This is a genomic window from Gulosibacter sp. 10, assembly GCF_900163695.1.
Classification (GTDB): domain Bacteria; phylum Actinomycetota; class Actinomycetes; order Actinomycetales; family Microbacteriaceae; genus Gulosibacter.
Genome location: NZ_FUIC01000024.1, coordinates 216,007 through 231,842, shown reverse-complemented (window position 1 = coordinate 231,842; position 15,836 = coordinate 216,007). Strand labels below are relative to the sequence as shown.

Here is a 15,836-nt window from a genome sequence, read left to right as displayed (position 1 = left end):
GAGGTTCTCCCCTTCCGCAACCCCAACACCGCCACCAACCTCCTGACCGGGTACACCTAGTGCAGATCGCCTCCGCACCGGTAGCGCGGATCGCCGCCGCACCGATAGTGCGAATCGCCTCCACGCCGCCGGGTCTCCGTCGGGAGGGCCGGCCGGCGCGCTCGCGGCTCACGGGCGGCGCTTGGGCCATTTCGCGTAGACCTTCTCGAGCAGCCGTTCCTCGGCATCGGGGCCGGGCTTCACCCCGCCCGGGATACCGGCGAAGAATACGGCGCCCACGAGCCACCACGCCCCGAAGATGATCCAGGGCTCGGCGCCGAGGCCCGCGGGCATGCCGGGCAGGTAGAGCGCGAAGAGGAAGGCCGTGATGGCCACCGAGCAGGCGCCGATGATCACGCCGCCCGCGCCCCGACCGCCGATGCGGAGCGGCCGATCCATCTTCGGCTCGCGCACGCGGAGGATCACGAAGGAGATGGAGACGAGCAGGTAGGCGATGACGATCATGGGCGAGCCGCCGTCGACGATCCAGCCGAGCGCCTGGTTCCCGAAGAACGGGGCGGCGGTGGCGACGACGCCGAGCACGATGAGCGCATTCGCAGGCGTGCCGAATCTGGGGTGCAGCCTGCCGAGCCAGGCGGGCAGCATGCCGCCCTGAGCGAGGGAGTACATGAGGCGCGAGGCTCCCATCTGCAGCGAGTTCCAGGAGGTGACGATGCCGGCGATGCCCGCGGCGACCATGAGGTTGCCGAAGAACGCGCTGCCGAAGAGGTTCGCCATCGCGTCGGCCGCGGGCAGCGTCGAGGTGCCGAGCTGATCGCGGGGCAGCCCCACCGCCACTGTGAGCACGATCATCACGTACCAGGCGGCCGCGATGAGCACGGAGATGAAGGAGATGCGGCCGGTCTTCCGCGGCGGGAGGTTCACCTCTTCGGCCGTCTGGGGGATGACGTCGAAGCCGACGAACATGAACGGCACCACGACGAGCACCGCGAAGAACCCGGTCATGCCGTTGGCGAAGAACGGCTCCATCCGGGCCGGCTCGCCGCCGGTGAACGAGCCCAGGACCTGCAGGGCGCCGATCGCGAACAGGAAGATCACGACGAACATCTGGAAGCCGCCCGCGATCTTCACCCCGAGAATGTTGATGATCGTGATGACGATCGCCGTGACCGCGCCGACGAGCGCCCAGGAGAGATACACGTCCGAATCGCTCACGCTCCACAGGTGGATCTGGTCGAGCGGGACGACGTACTGCACGGCGGTGGGGAGCGCCACGGCCTCGAAGGCCACCACGGTGGCGTAGCCGCCCGTGATCGCCCACGAGCCGATGAAGGACCAGCGCGGCCCCATCGCGCGGAGGATGTAGTTGTGCTCGCCGCCGGCCTTGGGCATCGCCGCCACCAGTTCGGAGTACACCAGGGCGACGATCGCCATCATGAAGCCGCCGACGAGCATGGCCGTCGCGGCGCCGAGCGAGCCGGCGTCCTCGATCCAGCCGCCGGCGAGGGTGACCCAGCCGAAACCGACCATCGCGCCGACGCCGAGCGTGAGCGTGGTCCAGGTGCCGAGCGTGCGCTTGAACTCGCCGCCGGGAGGCGCGGGCGTGGGAACGGGAAGTGGTTTCGTGGTGCTCAACGTCATCCTCCTGCAGCGCGGCGGGTGGAGTGACCACCCCTGCAGTCACCCCTTATGCGACAAAGGTAACTATTAGGTGACAACAATGTCAATTCGACGCCGTGCCTTCGAGCGCCTTCGCAGCCGGTCGTGCGCACTCCGGCCGGCGGATCCGCGACGCCGGCCGGATCGATCTGCACTAGGAGGGCACGCAGCGGGCCATCCCCTCGTTTTCGTGACGAACGGGCTGCTTCCGCCCTCCTAGTGCAGATCCTCCGCACGTCGGGCCGCCGACGTGCCCCCGCCTACCCGACGAACGCGACCCAGCAGGCCTCCGAGCATCGAACCGTCGACGGCCCACCGCGTACCCGGCGGGCGCGGCCCGGCAGGTCTTCCGCGCATCGGGCCGTCGGGGTCCCTCCCGGGCGCCCGCCTACACTGAACCGATGTCCTCCTGGCATCACGACCTCCTCGGCCCGGAGCAGGCCGGGTTCATCGAGTCGCGCCTGGGCGACCCGACGCTCGTCGAGGACCTCTCCTGGGGCATCGTCGACACGCGGGTGCTGCACGTCCGGGCCGGGAGCGACGAGTTCGTCGTCAAGACCGCCGGCCCCGGCAACCACCACATCGGCCGCGAGATCGCCGCACACGAGCGCTGGACCGCCGCGCTCGTGCAGCTCGACCGCACCGCCCGGTTCGTGGCGGGCGACCGCGAGCGCAACGTGCTGATCACCGAGTACCAGCCCGGCCGACTCGTCGAGGGCGGCGAGCTCGAGCTGAGCCCCGACATCCACCGCCAGGCCGGCAAGACGCTGCGCGCCTTCCACGATCAGCACGAGCGGGTCGATCCCGAGTACGAGGCGCGCGCCACGCGCAAGGCTCTCGCGGCGCTCGACGGCGAGCACCGCATCGCTCCGGAGATCGCCGAGGAGGCGCGGGGCATCCTCGCCGGCTACCGGCCGCGCCCCGCGCGCGTGGTGCCCACGCACGGCGACTGGCATCCCCGCAACTGGCTCCAGGATGCGGGGCGGCTGCGCGCGATCGACTTCGGCCGCTTCGACTTCCGCCCCGCACTCACCGACCTCTGTCGGCTGGCCACGCAGCAGTGGCTGGATGCGCCGGCGCTCGAGGCGGCGTTCCTGGAGGGGTACGGCACGGATCCGCTCGATGCGGAGGTGTGGCCGATCGAGCTGCTGCGCGAGGCGGTGGGCACCGCGACCTGGGCCTACCGCGTGGGCGACTTCGCGTTCGAGACGCACGGGCACCGTCTGCTCGGCGCCGCCCTCGCCCGGTGCTGAGACCCCTCCGAATCCTGGCCACGAACGGTCGCCTCCGACGCCGGAGAACGACCGTTCGTGGCCAGGATTCGGTTGGAGGGGGATGCTCGGCCGACGCAGCGGTTCAGTCGTCCGGCTCGGCGAGCCAGAGCTCGCCGGCGGTCGTGATCAGCGCCGCGCCGTCCGGGAACACGTGCTCGGGCACGCGGAAGTCGCCGCGGGCGAGCTCGGCGCCGTCGGTCGCGTCGAGCACGATGCCGAGGCCGCCGAGGCGCAGGTGCACGCGGCCGTCGCCGGCCGAGGCGAGGGTCGCCCCGTCCGCCACAGGCGCCTCCCAGCGCACCCCCTCGGAGTCCACGGCGGCGATGCGGTCCTCGTCGCCGCTCCGCGTCTCGAGGTACAGCGCCTCGCCGTCCGCCGCTGCCTCGCCGCGGAGCTGCCCCTCCGGCGAGGCGAGCAGCAGGCCCGAGTCCAGCGCGTACACCGCCGGGCGGCGGTCCTCCCCGTCGACCCAGGCGCCGACGAGGTAGCCGTGCTCGCCGGCCTCGCGCATCGAGGCGGGCTCGAACGCCGCCGACTCCGAGACGCCCTCGGGGCGCTCGAGCCCGGACTCGGCCCACAGCGGCTCCTCGCCGGCGAGCTCGACCGCCTCGAGCGCACCGTCGCGACGGATGACGCCGATGCCGTCGTACTCGCCGATGATCTCGATGCCGTCGCCGGCCGAGAATCGCTGCCGGCCCGTGGCCGGGTCGAGCATGACGGTGGTGCCCGAGACATCGGCGATGGGGGCGTCGGGCTGGGCGTAGAAGACGAGCCCCGCGTCGGCGAGCAGCGGCCCGGGCACCGGCACCGGCCCCCAGAGCCGCTCCCCGTCGGAGACGCGGAACGCGGTGGCCACGGTCTCGGTGATCCGGCCGGAGTCGTCGGTGGCGGGCCGGGCGTCCATGAATACCGCGATGGCCTCGCCGTCCGCCGCGGACACCGCGAAGGCCGTGCAGGACGGGCTTGTCTCGACCTGCCACCGCGGCTCCGCGCCGCTCGAGACCGCCGCCATCGTGAGGGCGCTCGACTCGTCCGCCTCGGCGAGGCCGATCACCGCGTCGCCGGCGACGAGGTGCACGCCGCCGAGGTCGACGCGGGCGGTCGCGATCAGACCCGGCGCGAGCTCGGTGCCGATCTGCACGTCCGTGCGCACGAGGTCCTCCCGGACCTCGGCCGGCTGGACGCCGAACTCCGAGCGCTCGCCGGAGGCGCAGGCCGTCAGGGCGAGGACCGCGGCTGCCGCGAGCGCGAGGATGCGCCCGACCGGTCGCCGACGGCCATCTCGGTTCCGCGTCATCGTGCTCCCTTCGCACCGCTATCGACTATGCAGCATAGTAACTATGCCGCATGGCAGTCGACGTCGCCCGAAGCGATCGCGGAGCACCATTACTCGGGCAAGTTCGTCCTGCGCGTCACTCCGGAAGCCCATCGCGGCCTCGCCCTCGACGCGGCCGAGCAGCAGGTCTCCCCGAACCGTCCGATCGCGGCTCGGCTCGGCTCGCCCAGGCCTGATCCGCTCGCGAGCCGGCATCGTCGCTTTCGCGCGGTCACCTCCCCGCAGGCGCGGTGACCGCGCGCATGTGCTCGAGGAAGGCCGCGACGGCCGGGCGGGTATCGCCGCCGCGGCGCATCACGGCATGGACATCGCGATGCATGCCCGCCGGCGCCCCCTCCGGCCACACGAGGCGCTGCCCGGCGGCCCCGGAGTCGCCGGTGCCGTCGATGCCCGGGCCGGCGATAGCCGGGCCGGCGGCCGCCGGTTTTCCGCCCGTAGCGCCCTCGCCTGCGAACCCCTTTTCCGCAAGGGGCTCGGCCGCCAAGCCCTCAGCCGTAGCGCCCCCACTCGCGATGCGCGCGGGGGCGACGTCATCGCCGAGAGCCCTTCCAAATGCAGCGCCCACCTCCGGAACGCCCTCCGCCGGAGCACCGGCATCGATAACACCGCCGGCGGCCGCCGAGCCCTCCCCCGCAGTCCCGCCGAGCGCAGCCCCGCCGCGGGGCGGCAGCACCATGTCGGGCAGGAAGGCGGCCGCGATGCCCGCGGCGGCGAGGTCGTAGTGGAGCCGCAGGTCGGGCGACTCGAACAGCACCCGGGGCACGAATCCGGCCTCCCGGCAGACGCGCTCCGCCCACTCCCGCGCACCGCTCCCCTCCGGCTCGAGCACCCACGGCAGCTCCGCGGGCGGCGTCCTCGCGTCCGGAGCATAGGCCGCGATCCCGTCGCGCAGCAGGAACGTCGACACCATGTGCGGGTCGACGGCGCGCGGGATGCCCGGATACTCGTCGGTCACGGCGATGTCGGCCCGCCGCCCCGCGACCGACTCGAGCGCCTCGGCCGGCTCCACGTGCGCGAACTCGACCACGACATCCGGATGCGTCCGCGCCATGCGTCGCAGCAGCGAGGGCAGGTGCCGCAGCGCGAAGGTCGAGAACGCCGCGAAGCGCACCACGCCCTGCACCCGGCTCCGGCGCCGCTCGAGCTCCGCCTCGGCGCCCTCGAGGATCGATTCGACCGAGCCGGCCCGCTCGGCGAGCACCTGCCCGGCGGGCGTGAGCTGCACCCCGCGCCCGATCCGCTCGAGCAGCGGCAGCCCCACCTCCGCCTCGAGCTTCGCGAGCTGCTGCGAGATCGCGGAGGAGCTGATGCCGATCGAGCGCGACACGGCAACGATGCTCCCGTGCCGCGCGAGATCTCGGAGGAGACTGAGCTTGCGCATATCCAACATGCCGGAGCACCACCAATCGTGAAGTTCCGCTGAACCATATCGGCAAGACCAGGGGCGTTCCTCGAAAGAGTCTGCGCCCCTACATTGAGGGAACGGCGCAGCCGCCGGGCCAGAAGGAGAACCACGGATCATGAGCCTCTTCGCAGCGAGCGAGTACGCATCCCGCCGGCAGCGGGTGCGCGAGCGGATGCGCACGGCCGGCCTCGACGCGCTGCTCATCGCCGACCCCGCGAACCTCTACTACCTCACGGGCTACAACGCGTGGTCGTTCTACACCCCGCAGGTGCTGCACCTGCCCGCCGAGGGCGAGCCGACGCTGCTCATGCGCGAGATGGACGCGAACGGCGCCCACCGCACGGCGGAGGGCATCGATCCCGCGCACATCCTCGGCTACCCCGAGACGCTCGTGCACCGCCCCGACGCGCACCCCGGCCGGTGGATCGCCGAGCGGCTGCGCGAGCGCGGCTTCGGCGGCGACGCCCGCGTCGGCTACGAGGGCGAGGCCCACTTCTTCACGGTGCGCACCTTCCGCGCGATCGCCGAGACGCTGCCCGAGTGGCGGCTCGAGGACTGCCACGACCTGGTCAACTGGGTGCGGCTCGTGAAGTCCCCCGCCGAGATCGAGCTCATGCGCGCGGCCGGCACGGTCGCCGGCGCCGCGATGCGCGCCGGCCTGGGCGCGCTGCGCGAGGGGCGGCCCGCGAACGAGGTCGCGGCAGAGATCCTCGCGGCGCAGGCCCGCGGCACGGACGGCGTCGACGGCGACTACCCCGCCATCATGCCGATCCTGCCGGTGGGCGCCGCGGCCGACACCCCGCACCTCACCTGGAACGCCGACCCGATGCCCGCCGGCGAACCCGTCTCCTTCGAGCTCGCGGGCGTGCACCGCCGCTACCACGCCCCCCTTGCCCGCACCGCCGTGATCGGCGCGCCGAGCCGCGAGCTCGACCGCCTCGCGGGCGTCACCGTCGAGGGGCTCGAGGCCGCGATCGACGCGGTGCGCCCCGGCGTCACCGCGCACGAGGTGACCGAGGCGTTCACCCGCGTGATCGAGCGCGAGGGCTACCGCAAGAATTCGCGCCTCGGCTACTCGATCGGCATCGGCTTCCCGCCCGACTGGGGCGAGCGCACCGCGAGCATCCGCCGCGACGACACGACGGTGCTTACCGAGAACATGACCTTCCACTTCATCGCGGGGATGTGGATGACCGGCTTCGGCTTCGAGGCCTCGGAACCCATCCGCGTCGGCGCGCAGGGCGCGGAGCTCTTCGCCGACGTTTCCCGCGGACTCGCCGCGATACCCGATAGGAGGCAGATGTGAATCACCCCAGCACCCTCGCAACCCCGCCGCCGACCGGCTCGGGGCGGGCCGGACCCGCCCCGCGGCTCTCGACCCGCGTCGACCAGCTGCACGGCTCGGTCATCGACTCCTCGACCTCGCTGCTCGCGAGCCAGACCCACGACATCGTGCGGTTCGCGATGGGCGCCCCGAACGCCGAGCTCATCCCCGAGGCCGATTTCGCCCGGCTGTTCTCCACACCCGCCGCGGGCCGCTTCGACTACGGCGCCACCGAGGGCGAGCCCGCCCTCATCCGCGAGCTGACTGCGATGCTCGCGCGGCAGGGCGCCGCGAGCGACCCCGGGCGCATCCTCATCACCACCGGCGGGATGCAGGGGCTCGACATCGCGTTCAAGCTGCTCATCGACGCGGGCGACACCGTGGTCGTCGAGGCCCCCACCTACACGAACGGCATCGGCACGGCGCAGAGCTACCAGGCGCGCATCCTCGAGGCCCCGGTCGACGAGCACGGGATGATCGTCGAGGACCTGCCGCGCCTGGTCGCCGAGCACGGGCGGACGCCGAAGGCGATCTACACCGTGCCGAACTTCCAGAACCCCTCCGGCACGACGATGTCGCTCGAGCGGCGCCGCGAGCTGCTGCGCCTCGCCGAGGAGTGGGACGCGGTGATCATCGACGACGACCCGTACGGCATGCTGCGCTTCGAGGGCGAGGACGTGCCGGGGTTCGTGGCGCTGAGCCCCGGCAACCCGCGCATCATCCAGGTGCGCACCTTCTCGAAGGTGCTCGCCCCGGGGCTCCGCATCGGCTGGCTCGACCTCGATCCCGGCCTGCGGCGGCTCGCGATCAACGCCAAGCAGTCGATGGACACCTGCACGAGCGTGCCGATGCAGCACGTCGTCGCCGACTACCTCGGCGAGGGCGCGCTCGACGCGCACGTCGCCCGCCTGCGCGGCGTCTACCGCGAGCGCAAGCGCGCGCTGCGCTCCTCGCTCGACGAGCTGTTCGGCGGCGAGGTCGACGCGACGGACCCCGAGGGCGGCTTCTTCCTGTGGCTCACGCTGCGGGGCCGCTACGCCGAGGTCGACGCGGAGGCGCTGTTCCCCACGGCGCTGCGGCACGGCGTCGCCTACATCCCGGGGCCCGCGTTCACCGCCTCCGGCACCTTCCGCGACGCGCTCCGGCTGTGCTTCGCCACATCCAGCCCGGCTAGGATCCACGAAGGCGCGACGCGCCTCCGCGCAGCGCTCGACGAGGCGGTGCGCGCCGGAGGAGGCGGGTCGCGATGACCGTCGGTGCCGGCATCGGCACCGCGCCGAAAGGGGGCCGTGTGACCGCGATCGACTCGAGGCGCGCCGACCCGGACCGCGTGCTCGGCCGGCTGCACGCCGAGGCCATCGCCGCGCTCGCCGCCGACCTCATCCGCGCCGAGAGCGAGAACCCGGGCGGCACCGAGGTCGAGGCCGTCCGCGTGCTCGCGGACGCGCTGCGCGTCATCGGCGCCGAGGTCACGCTCGACTACGTCGACACGAACCGGCCGAACCTCGTCGCGCGGCTCGGCGCGCGCCGCGACAGCGGGCACCTCCGCAGCCCGCGGGAGGGCGACGCGGGCATCCTCTTCCTCGGCCACAGCGACGTGGTGCCTGCGGGCGAGGGCTGGACCGGCGACCCCTACGAGCCCCGGCGCGAGGGCGACCTCCTCATCGGTCGCGGCGCGACCGACATGAAGGGCGGGCTGGCCGCCGTCGTCGCGGCCATGGCCGCCGTGCACGCCGAGGCGCCGGAGCTGCCGATGACGCTCGTGTGCACCGTCGACGAGGAGGTGGATGCGCGCGGCTCGCTCCACTACATCCGCCACTTCGCGCCCGCGAGCTACACCGCGTGCATCGTCGCCGAGCCCACCGGGCTGGCGACCATCACCGCCTGCCGCGGCGCCTCGAACCTGCGCGTGTCCGTGTCGGGCGCGAGCGCGCACGCCGGCAACCCCGCGGACGGCGTGAGCGCGATCCTCGCCGCCGCCGACCTCATCGCCGAGGTCGAGGCCGACGACGCCCGCCTCGCGCAGGCGCCGCATCCGGTGCTCGGCGCCGCCTGCTGGAACGTCGGGACGATCGAGGGCGGCCACGGCACCTCGATCGTCCCGGACCGCTGCGTGCTGTCGATCGACCGCCGCACGCTGCCCGGCGAGGAGCCCGGGCGCATCCTCGCCGACCTGCTCGAGCGCGCCCGCGAGCGCATCGCGCGCCGCGCCCGACCGGGCGCCGAGCGCATCCGCCTCGACGGCGAGGTGGAGATGACCATGCCCGGGTTTTGCACGGATCCGGACGCCCCGCTCGTGCTCGCGGCCTGCGAGGCCGTGTGCGAGGCCGGCGGCGAGGCCCGCACCGGCGTGTGGAGCGCCGCGTGCGAGGGCGGGTTCATGGCGGAACATCACAAGGTGCCAACAATCGTCCTCGGACCCGGCGATATCGCTGGCCAGGCGCACCAGCCCGATGAAACAGTGTCAGTCCACGAACTCCACACCGCGGCTCGGGCCTATGCACTGCTCGCGCTCCGACTCGGCGATCCGGGTCGGGACGCCACTCCCGACTAACTCCCCACCGGGAGCCATCGGACCTCAGCTCGAAGCCATCTGTAAAGGAGCAGCAATGACCACCGAGCACAGCACCCCGAACAGTTCCGGCGAGACCGTCGACCTCCCTCCCATCACCAAGGAGATCGACCTCACGCCGCTGCAGAAGAAGACCGCGCGCAAATCGGTCGCGGGATCCGCGATCGGCAATGCGATCGAGTGGTTCGACTACGGCATCTACGGCTACCTCGTCGTCTACATCTCGCAGCTCTTCTTCACCTTCAACGAGGATGCGGGGGCGCTGCCTCGCATCCTGGCGTTCGCGACCTTCGCGGTCTCGTTCCTCGTCCGCCCGCTCGGCGGATTCGTGCTGGGCCCGCTCGGCGACCGCATCGGGCGGCAGAAGGTGCTCGTGTTCACGATCATCATGATCAGTCTCTCGACCGCGGCGATCGCCGCGCTGCCCACCTTCGACCAGGTGGGCTACCTCGCGCCGCTGCTGCTCGTGCTGCTGCGCATGATCCAGGGCTTCTCGGCCGGCGGCGAGTACGCCGGCGCCGCCGTGTTCATGTCCGAGCACGCGCCCGACAATCGCCGCGGCTTCTACGGCTGCTTCCTCGAGTTCGGCACGCTGGCCGGCTTCAGCGGCGCGGCCATCCTCTGCACCACGCTCACCCTCGCCGTCGGCGAGGAGGGCATGATGGCCGGCTGGTGGCGCCTGCCCTTCGCGCTCACGCTGCTGCTCGGCATCGTGGCGCTCTGGATGCGGAAGAGCCTCGAGGAGTCGGAGACCTTCACCGAGGACTCGGCCCACACCGAGGCGAACGAGTCGGCCTGGAAGGCCTTCGCGACGCTGATCAAGACCTACCCGGGCCAGCTCGTGAAGCTCATCGGCTTCGTGATCCTCATCAACGTGGGCTTCTACCTGGTGCTCACCTACATGCCCTCGTACCTGTCGGCCACGCTGGGCCACGGCGTCGCCGAGTCGAACATCTCGCTCGTGATCATCCAGCTGATCATGATGGCGCTGATCATCCCGTTCGGCGCGCTCAGCGACAAGATCGGGCGGAAGCCGCAGCTCATCATCGCGAGCCTCGGGTTCACGTTCCTGTCGGTGCCCGCGATCATGCTCGTGAACGTCGACAGCCTCTGGTCGCAGCTCGCCGGCATCGGCATCCTCGGCCTGTTCCTCGTGATGATCCTCTCGACCATCTCCTCGACCCTGCCTGCGCTGTTCCCCACCGCGGTGCGCTACTCGGGCTTCGCGATCGGCTACAACCTGTCGACCGCGCTGTTCGGCGGCACCGCGGGCGCCGTGAACGAGTGGCTCGTGGACGCGACCGGCAACCTGCTCACCCCGGGCTGGTACCTGGCCGCCGCCGGGCTCATCGGGTTCGTCTCGGTGCTCACCTTCCGCGAGACCGCGGGCCGCTCGCTGCGCGGCAACGTGGTGCCCGGCAGCGACGACGCGCTCCGCGCCGCCCAGGGCGAGAAGCTCGTCGGCTACAAGGGCTGAGCGGGCCGGGCCACCACTCCCCCAGATGCGTCGCAGATCGTCGTTATCCGCATGCGAGAACGACGATCTGCGACGCATCTGTCGTCGTTCGGGGTCGGCCGGGCCGCGCCCGGGCAATCCGGGCCGCTGATCCCGGCCGCTGGCGTCAGAGCTCGCCGACGGACTCCCGCACGCGCGCCGCGGTGCGCCGCGACTCCAGCAGCAGCTCGCCGAGGCTGCTGCCCCGCCCGGCCGCCGCGAGGATGAGCGGCCCCAGCGTCGGATGCTCGAAGGTGATGTAGATGAGCAGGGTGTCGCCGGACTGCACCGACACCACGTCGAGCTCGGGATCGCGGGGCACCTCCGGCAGCACCTCCACGGCTGCGCGGGCCACGGAGTGCACCGAGCTCGCGAGCGCCGCCGAGGGGCCGACGCCCTCCTCGTACAGGCCCACCGAGCACAGGTTGATGCCGTCCCCGGTGCACACCACCGCCGAGATCGTGTGCGGCACCTCGTCGAGCAGCGCCTCCAGGTGCGGGGCTGCGGCGAGGCCGAGCCGCTCCGTGCGGGCGCGCCACTCCTCCAGGGCCGCCTCGTCCGGCCATTCCGCGTCCAGCGCCTCGGCGTGCATGCCGAGCTGGCGCTCCGATCGCCGATCGCTCATCCGTTCCCCCGATCCTCGGCGCGCTGCGGGAGCCGCGCAGCCATCCGGGCGAGGAACGCGACGTCCTCGCGCTTCCGCGGGTCGACCACGAACAGCGGGATCTCCCGCGAGAAGAGCGCGTCCAGCAGCTGCCGGTACGCGACGACGGGCGGGCCGCCGCCCCGCTCCAGGCGCGTGAGGCCCACGGTCAGCCGGGCGCCGAGCCGCTCGGCGTCGAGGTACGAGAGCCATTCCCGCGCCTCCTCGAGGGCGTGCTCGTGGTCGCCGTACAGCAGCAGGATCTGCCGGGTGGTCTCGGGAAGGTTGCGGCTGCGGAGGATGCGGAACCGCGCCTGGCCCGGCGTGCCGTAGAGCGCGACGATGCCCTCGGGCGTGTGCCATTCGCCGTAGTCGATGCCGACGGTGGTGCGGGCCTTGCCGCCCACCGCGCGGTGCCGGAAGGACGAGGTGACCACCTCGGTGTTCGCGACCTCGATGTCGGACAGGGTGCGCACGGCGGTGGTCTTCCCCACCCCGAAGGGCCCGACGAAGGCCAGCTCCCGGATGGCGCGGTGGCCGATCACGGTGGTGCGGTTGCTCACTGTTCTCCTTGTCGTTCGTGCAGGCGCCGGTTCGCGAGCGCGAGCCGTTCGTCCCGTTCGGCGATGGTGCGTTGCAGTGTCTCGGCCCGGCGCGAGGCCGCCTCGAGCGCGATCTCTGTGCGCGCCCGGTACTCCCGCAGTTCGAGCAGCACCGCCTCCAGCTCCGCCTCCCGGCCGCGGTGGGCGGCGAGGAGCCGGTCCATCGCGTTCAGCGCGGCGGATTCGAGCCGGCCGGACTCCTCCGCGTGCTCGCGGCGGAGGCGCTCGGTGCTCTCGTGCAGCCGATCGTCCGCGAGTTCCGAGGCCTGAGCCGCGGCGCGCGCCACCTGCCGCCGGCAGCGCCGCTCGGCGAACAGCACCCCGCCCGCGAACCCCAGCAGCAGGGCGATGAGCACCATCGCCAGCAGCGCGAGGAACGCGCTCGCCTCGGGCCACGCCGGCATCTCAGCCCGCCTCGCCGCCGGAACGACGTCCGGCCCGGTCGCGGCCGTCCACTACTCGAAGCGCTGCCGGCCCAGGGCGTCCCGGGCGTGCTGCAGGCTCGTCGAGACCTCCTGATCGCGGAGCCGGTGCAGCAGCGCCGGGGGCATGCCCGCGACCTCGTACAGGGCGTGCTCGATCGCGAGGTCGTAGCTGTGGATGACCACCGCGCTGATCGTGGCCGTGAGCCGGCGCACGGCGCCCGTGAGCCGCTGCGCCTCCTCGGCGGGCAGCGCGCCGACCGCGGCGTCCTCGACCCCGCGGTCGAGGTACTGCGACATCGCGATCATCATCGGGTTGCTCACGCCGCGCACCACGTGGACGAGGCCGACCATGGCCATCCACGCGAAGTAGTCGTCGTCCTTCGGGCCCTCGACGGTGCGCCGCCACCACTCGCTGAGCGTGCGCTCGCGCGCCGGGCGCTCGCCGTCGGCGAAGACCCCGGCGGTGTTCGGATGCGCGTAGACCGTCTCGTAGAAGCCCTGCACGAGGTCGTGCTCGAGCCCGAGCAGGAACTCGCCGTGCGCGGCGATGACGGCCTCGTCCTCGGCGCGGAACTGCGTCTCGGGCGGCATCTCCTCGCGCGCCGTGCGGGCCAGCGCGGTCATATCGCGGCTGTCCACGGGCGTGGTCATCGCAGGGCCCTGTCGATCTGCGCGGACGCCGCCTTCGCCTCGATCCGCATCAGGCCGAGGTTGCTGCTGCTCGGGCCGGACATCACGAGCGCGGCGCTGTCGCCGGCCGAGTAGACGACGATGTACCCCTGGCCGCCGCGGACCACGGTCTCCTCCATCGCGCCGAGGCTCGCGTGCTCGGAGACGCGGCCGCCGAGGCCGAGCGTGGTCGCGGCCATCGCGGCCACGCGGTCGGCCTCCGCCTCGGGGAAGTCGTGGCTCAGCGACAGGCCGTCGACGGAGGCGACCATCACCCCGTTCAGCTCGGGGATGGATCGGCGGATTCCTGCGATGATCTCGGCTAGCTGCTCTTGTCTGTTCACGGTTGAACGCCTCTCGGTTTTCGGGCATGACGGCATGGCGGCATCGCGCATGGGATGCCGGCGGTCGTGACGGGTGGCGATCGATCTCGCCGCGGACTGCGCTGACCACCGTCTCGCCCGAAACTCTATCCAGGTTCATGATTTTCGTGTCCCGGTTCCGCACCGTTCCCGGGGCGGTTTTCCGTGTGGGGTGAGATGGTCCGCCCGCAGGCCCACCCGGGGAGGTGTTGCGCACTCCGCGGCGCCCCTCCCCGCCCCTCGAAAATTGGCCACGACCGGTCGTCATGCGCCTGCTATGACGACCGTTCGTGGCCAATTTCCGAAGCCGGGCGGTGGCGGTGGACGGAGGCGGCTGCGCGCACAGATGCGTCGCAGTCCGCGGTTACGAGGCCCTCGTAACCGCGGACTGCGACGCATCTGTTCCGTGCCGGATCCGGTCAGTCCTTGACCTTGGGTTTGACCTTCACCACCTGGTCGGGGAGCGTGAGGATCATCGTGGAGGTATCGAGATACTCGTTGGCGTCCTGCCCGGCCTCGAGCGCCTCGGCCTCGGCCCTGTTCGAGACGACCGGCACCGATCCCAGCAGCGGACGCTTGGCCGTCTCCCGCATCCTGAAGGCGGCGAAGAGGGCGACCAGCGAGAAGAACATGACGTAGAGCGCGGGCGACATGGGATTGCCGCTGCCCTGTACGATCGCCTCCGAGACCAGCGGCGTCGTGCCGCCGAAGATGGAGACCGCGATGTTGTGCGTCACCCCCACGCCCCCGTACCGGGAGGCCGTGGGGAAGAGCTCGGCCATCACGACGCCGGTCATCGCGAGGAAGGCGGCGCTGGGTACGGAGATCATGAACAGGCCCAGCCACAGCGCCCAGACCTCGCCGACGAGGATCAGCGAGAACGCGGGGAACAGCAGCACGAGGTTGCCGATCGTCGCCATGAAGTAGATGGCACGACGGCCGATCTTGTCCGAGATCCAGGCGAAGAGCGGGATCAGCCCCGCCTGCACCACGAGGATCAGCGTCGCCGCGAGCGCGGTGTGATGCGTCGCGATCCCCGCCTGCCTCTCGGCGAACGTGGGGATGTAGCTCGTCAGCGTGTACGAGGTCGTCGAGTCCGCGGCGATGAGCGCCGCACCGATGAGGATCTGCGGCCAGTAGTGCCGGAGGATGCCGCCGAGGTTCTGCCTGTTGAAGATCACATCGGCGTGCTCCGCCTGCGCCTCCTTCTCCGCGGCCTCCTCGAAGCCCGGAGACTCCGGGACGCGGCTCCGCAGCGCGACGGCGCCGATGCCGAGCGGCAGCGCGAGGAGGAAGGGGATGCGCCAGCCGCCGTCGAGCATCGCGCCTTCGCCCCACCACGACGTCGTCAGCGCCGTGGTCCCCGCAACGACCGCGGCGCCGGCCGCGAAGCCGAGCATCGAGCCGCTGTTGAGCAGCGAGGTGATGACCCCTCGGCTCCGATCCGGCGAGAACTCGGCGACGTAGGTGGCGGCCCCCGAGTACTCGCCGCCGGTCGAGAAGCCCTGCAGCATCTTCAGCAGGTAGAGCGGCACGATGACCCACAGCCCGACCTGCTCCGCGGTGGGCAGGAGGCCCAGCAGGGTCGTGGATATCGCCATGAGCATGATCGTGAAGAAGAGCACCTTCCGACGGCCGATGCGGTCGCCGAGCGGGCCCAGGATGATGCCGCCGAGCGGGCGGACGAGGAATGACGCGGCGAAGCCGAGCAGCGTCACGAGCAGGCCGAGGTTCTCGTCCATGCCGTGCGTGAACACCTCGGTCATCGTGATGGCCAGATAGCCGTAGATGGCGATGTCGTACCACTCGACGAAATTGCCGACCCCGGCGCCCAGCTGCGCCTTGATGATCTCTTTCTTGTCGACGACGATGCAGTCGTCGGCCCGAAGACGCCGGGGCTCGTGTTCGGTAGGTTGGTTGCTGCTTGCCTCTTGCTTGGACACCCTTGTCCTCTTTCCGTTCGATTCGTATTCGGGAATCGCGCTGCCGCGCTCCCTGAAATGGGCACGGGAAACGGCGGCCGCTCCGGTCGTGCCTGAGCCGTCGCGGCCGAATTCGATGGGGGCGGGG

The 15,836-nt window shown here is 71.7% G+C and carries 15 protein-coding genes; 6 read left to right on the top strand and 9 right to left on the bottom strand.

What is annotated here, in order from left to right:
* Positions 1 to 168: 168 nt before the first annotated feature.
* Positions 169 to 1,635, bottom strand: a complete 1,467-nt coding sequence (locus FM112_RS10180) for an APC family permease (protein WP_254910446.1) — start codon at positions 1,633 to 1,635, stop codon at positions 169 to 171.
* Between the two features lie 425 nt (positions 1,636 to 2,060).
* Between FM112_RS10180 and FM112_RS10175 the strand changes: the two genes are divergently transcribed.
* Positions 2,061 to 2,912, top strand: a complete 852-nt coding sequence (locus FM112_RS10175) for an aminoglycoside phosphotransferase family protein (protein ID WP_087007101.1) — start codon at positions 2,061 to 2,063, stop codon at positions 2,910 to 2,912.
* Between the two features lie 103 nt (positions 2,913 to 3,015).
* On the opposite strand, the gene FM112_RS10170 is transcribed toward FM112_RS10175, so the two are convergent.
* Positions 3,016 to 4,230 carry a hypothetical protein gene (locus FM112_RS10170; RefSeq protein WP_087007099.1) on the bottom strand — a complete coding sequence of 405 codons (1,215 nt, stop codon included), beginning with the start codon at positions 4,228 to 4,230 and terminating at the stop codon, positions 3,016 to 3,018.
* A gap of 27 nt (positions 4,231 to 4,257) precedes the next feature.
* Here FM112_RS10170 and FM112_RS10165 point away from each other — a divergent pair, with 27 nt between their 5' ends.
* Complete coding sequence (locus tag FM112_RS10165; RefSeq protein ID WP_087007097.1) at positions 4,258 to 4,503, top strand: toxin-antitoxin system HicB family antitoxin; 246 nt, start codon at positions 4,258 to 4,260, stop codon at positions 4,501 to 4,503.
* On the opposite strand, the gene FM112_RS10160 is transcribed toward FM112_RS10165, so the two are convergent.
* Complete coding sequence (locus FM112_RS10160; RefSeq protein ID WP_176386780.1) at positions 4,481 to 5,650, bottom strand: LysR family transcriptional regulator; 1,170 nt, start codon at positions 5,648 to 5,650, stop codon at positions 4,481 to 4,483. The genes FM112_RS10165 and FM112_RS10160 overlap by 23 nt on opposite strands.
* Before the next feature lie 139 nt (positions 5,651 to 5,789).
* On the opposite strand from FM112_RS10160, the gene FM112_RS10155 reads away from it, so the two are divergent.
* From FM112_RS10155 to FM112_RS10140, 4 genes are read left to right on the top strand one after another with little or no spacing between them, the layout of a single operon-like run.
* Positions 5,790 to 6,980 (top strand): Xaa-Pro peptidase family protein, encoded by a 1,191-nt coding sequence (locus tag FM112_RS10155; protein ID WP_087007093.1) that lies wholly within the window; start codon positions 5,790 to 5,792, stop codon positions 6,978 to 6,980.
* Positions 6,977 to 8,248: a PLP-dependent aminotransferase family protein gene (locus FM112_RS10150; protein WP_369678168.1), complete on the top strand. Its 1,272-nt coding sequence runs from the start codon at positions 6,977 to 6,979 to the stop codon at positions 8,246 to 8,248. The genes FM112_RS10155 and FM112_RS10150 overlap by 4 nt, the downstream gene beginning before the upstream one ends.
* Positions 8,245 to 9,552 (top strand): M20 family metallopeptidase, encoded by a 1,308-nt coding sequence (locus tag FM112_RS10145; RefSeq protein ID WP_087007090.1) that lies wholly within the window; start codon positions 8,245 to 8,247, stop codon positions 9,550 to 9,552. Before FM112_RS10150 ends, FM112_RS10145 begins: the two co-directional genes overlap by 4 nt.
* Before the next feature lie 55 nt (positions 9,553 to 9,607).
* Positions 9,608 to 11,047 (top strand): MFS transporter, encoded by a 1,440-nt coding sequence (locus tag FM112_RS10140; protein ID WP_087007088.1) that lies wholly within the window; start codon positions 9,608 to 9,610, stop codon positions 11,045 to 11,047.
* Positions 11,048 to 11,192: 145 nt separating this feature from the next.
* Here the strand turns inward: FM112_RS10140 and FM112_RS10135 are convergent, their stop codons facing one another.
* The 6 genes from FM112_RS10135 to FM112_RS10110 form a co-directional block, all read right to left on the bottom strand.
* On the bottom strand, positions 11,193 to 11,690 hold the full coding sequence (locus FM112_RS10135; RefSeq protein WP_087007086.1) for a hypothetical protein: 498 nt from the start codon (positions 11,688 to 11,690) through the stop codon (positions 11,193 to 11,195).
* Positions 11,687 to 12,271, bottom strand: a complete 585-nt coding sequence (locus tag FM112_RS10130) for an ATP/GTP-binding protein (RefSeq protein ID WP_087007084.1) — start codon at positions 12,269 to 12,271, stop codon at positions 11,687 to 11,689. The genes FM112_RS10135 and FM112_RS10130 overlap by 4 nt, the downstream gene beginning before the upstream one ends.
* Positions 12,268 to 12,714: a hypothetical protein gene (locus FM112_RS10125; RefSeq protein ID WP_087007083.1), complete on the bottom strand. Its 447-nt coding sequence runs from the start codon at positions 12,712 to 12,714 to the stop codon at positions 12,268 to 12,270. Before FM112_RS10125 ends, FM112_RS10130 begins: the two co-directional genes overlap by 4 nt.
* Before the next feature lie 51 nt (positions 12,715 to 12,765).
* Positions 12,766 to 13,386 (bottom strand): protoglobin domain-containing protein, encoded by a 621-nt coding sequence (locus FM112_RS10120; RefSeq protein ID WP_217874511.1) that lies wholly within the window; start codon positions 13,384 to 13,386, stop codon positions 12,766 to 12,768.
* Complete coding sequence (locus tag FM112_RS10115) at positions 13,383 to 13,748, bottom strand: roadblock/LC7 domain-containing protein (protein WP_217874508.1); 366 nt, start codon at positions 13,746 to 13,748, stop codon at positions 13,383 to 13,385. The genes FM112_RS10120 and FM112_RS10115 overlap by 4 nt, the downstream gene beginning before the upstream one ends.
* Before the next feature lie 437 nt (positions 13,749 to 14,185).
* On the bottom strand, positions 14,186 to 15,709 hold the full coding sequence (locus FM112_RS10110) for an MFS transporter (protein WP_087007081.1): 1,524 nt from the start codon (positions 15,707 to 15,709) through the stop codon (positions 14,186 to 14,188).
* Between the last annotated feature and the right edge of the window lie 127 nt (positions 15,710 to 15,836).

Bases quoted from the DNA above. Each gene is read 5' to 3' on its own strand.
- FM112_RS10175 (WP_087007101.1), top strand. From the start codon at position 2,061: ATGTCCTCCTGGCATCACGACCTCCTCGGCCCGGAGCAGGCCGGGTTC.
- FM112_RS10170 (WP_087007099.1), bottom strand. From the start codon at position 4,230: ATGACGCGGAACCGAGATGGCCGTCGGCGACCGGTCGGGCGCATCCTC.
- FM112_RS10165 (WP_087007097.1), top strand. From the start codon at position 4,258: ATGCAGCATAGTAACTATGCCGCATGGCAGTCGACGTCGCCCGAAGCG.
- FM112_RS10160 (WP_176386780.1), bottom strand. From the start codon at position 5,650: ATGCGCAAGCTCAGTCTCCTCCGAGATCTCGCGCGGCACGGGAGCATC.
- FM112_RS10155 (WP_087007093.1), top strand. From the start codon at position 5,790: ATGAGCCTCTTCGCAGCGAGCGAGTACGCATCCCGCCGGCAGCGGGTG.
- FM112_RS10145 (WP_087007090.1), top strand. From the start codon at position 8,245: ATGACCGTCGGTGCCGGCATCGGCACCGCGCCGAAAGGGGGCCGTGTG.
- FM112_RS10140 (WP_087007088.1), top strand. From the start codon at position 9,608: ATGACCACCGAGCACAGCACCCCGAACAGTTCCGGCGAGACCGTCGAC.
- FM112_RS10135 (WP_087007086.1), bottom strand. From the start codon at position 11,690: ATGAGCGATCGGCGATCGGAGCGCCAGCTCGGCATGCACGCCGAGGCG.
- FM112_RS10125 (WP_087007083.1), bottom strand. From the start codon at position 12,714: ATGCCGGCGTGGCCCGAGGCGAGCGCGTTCCTCGCGCTGCTGGCGATG.
- FM112_RS10120 (WP_217874511.1), bottom strand. From the start codon at position 13,386: ATGACCACGCCCGTGGACAGCCGCGATATGACCGCGCTGGCCCGCACG.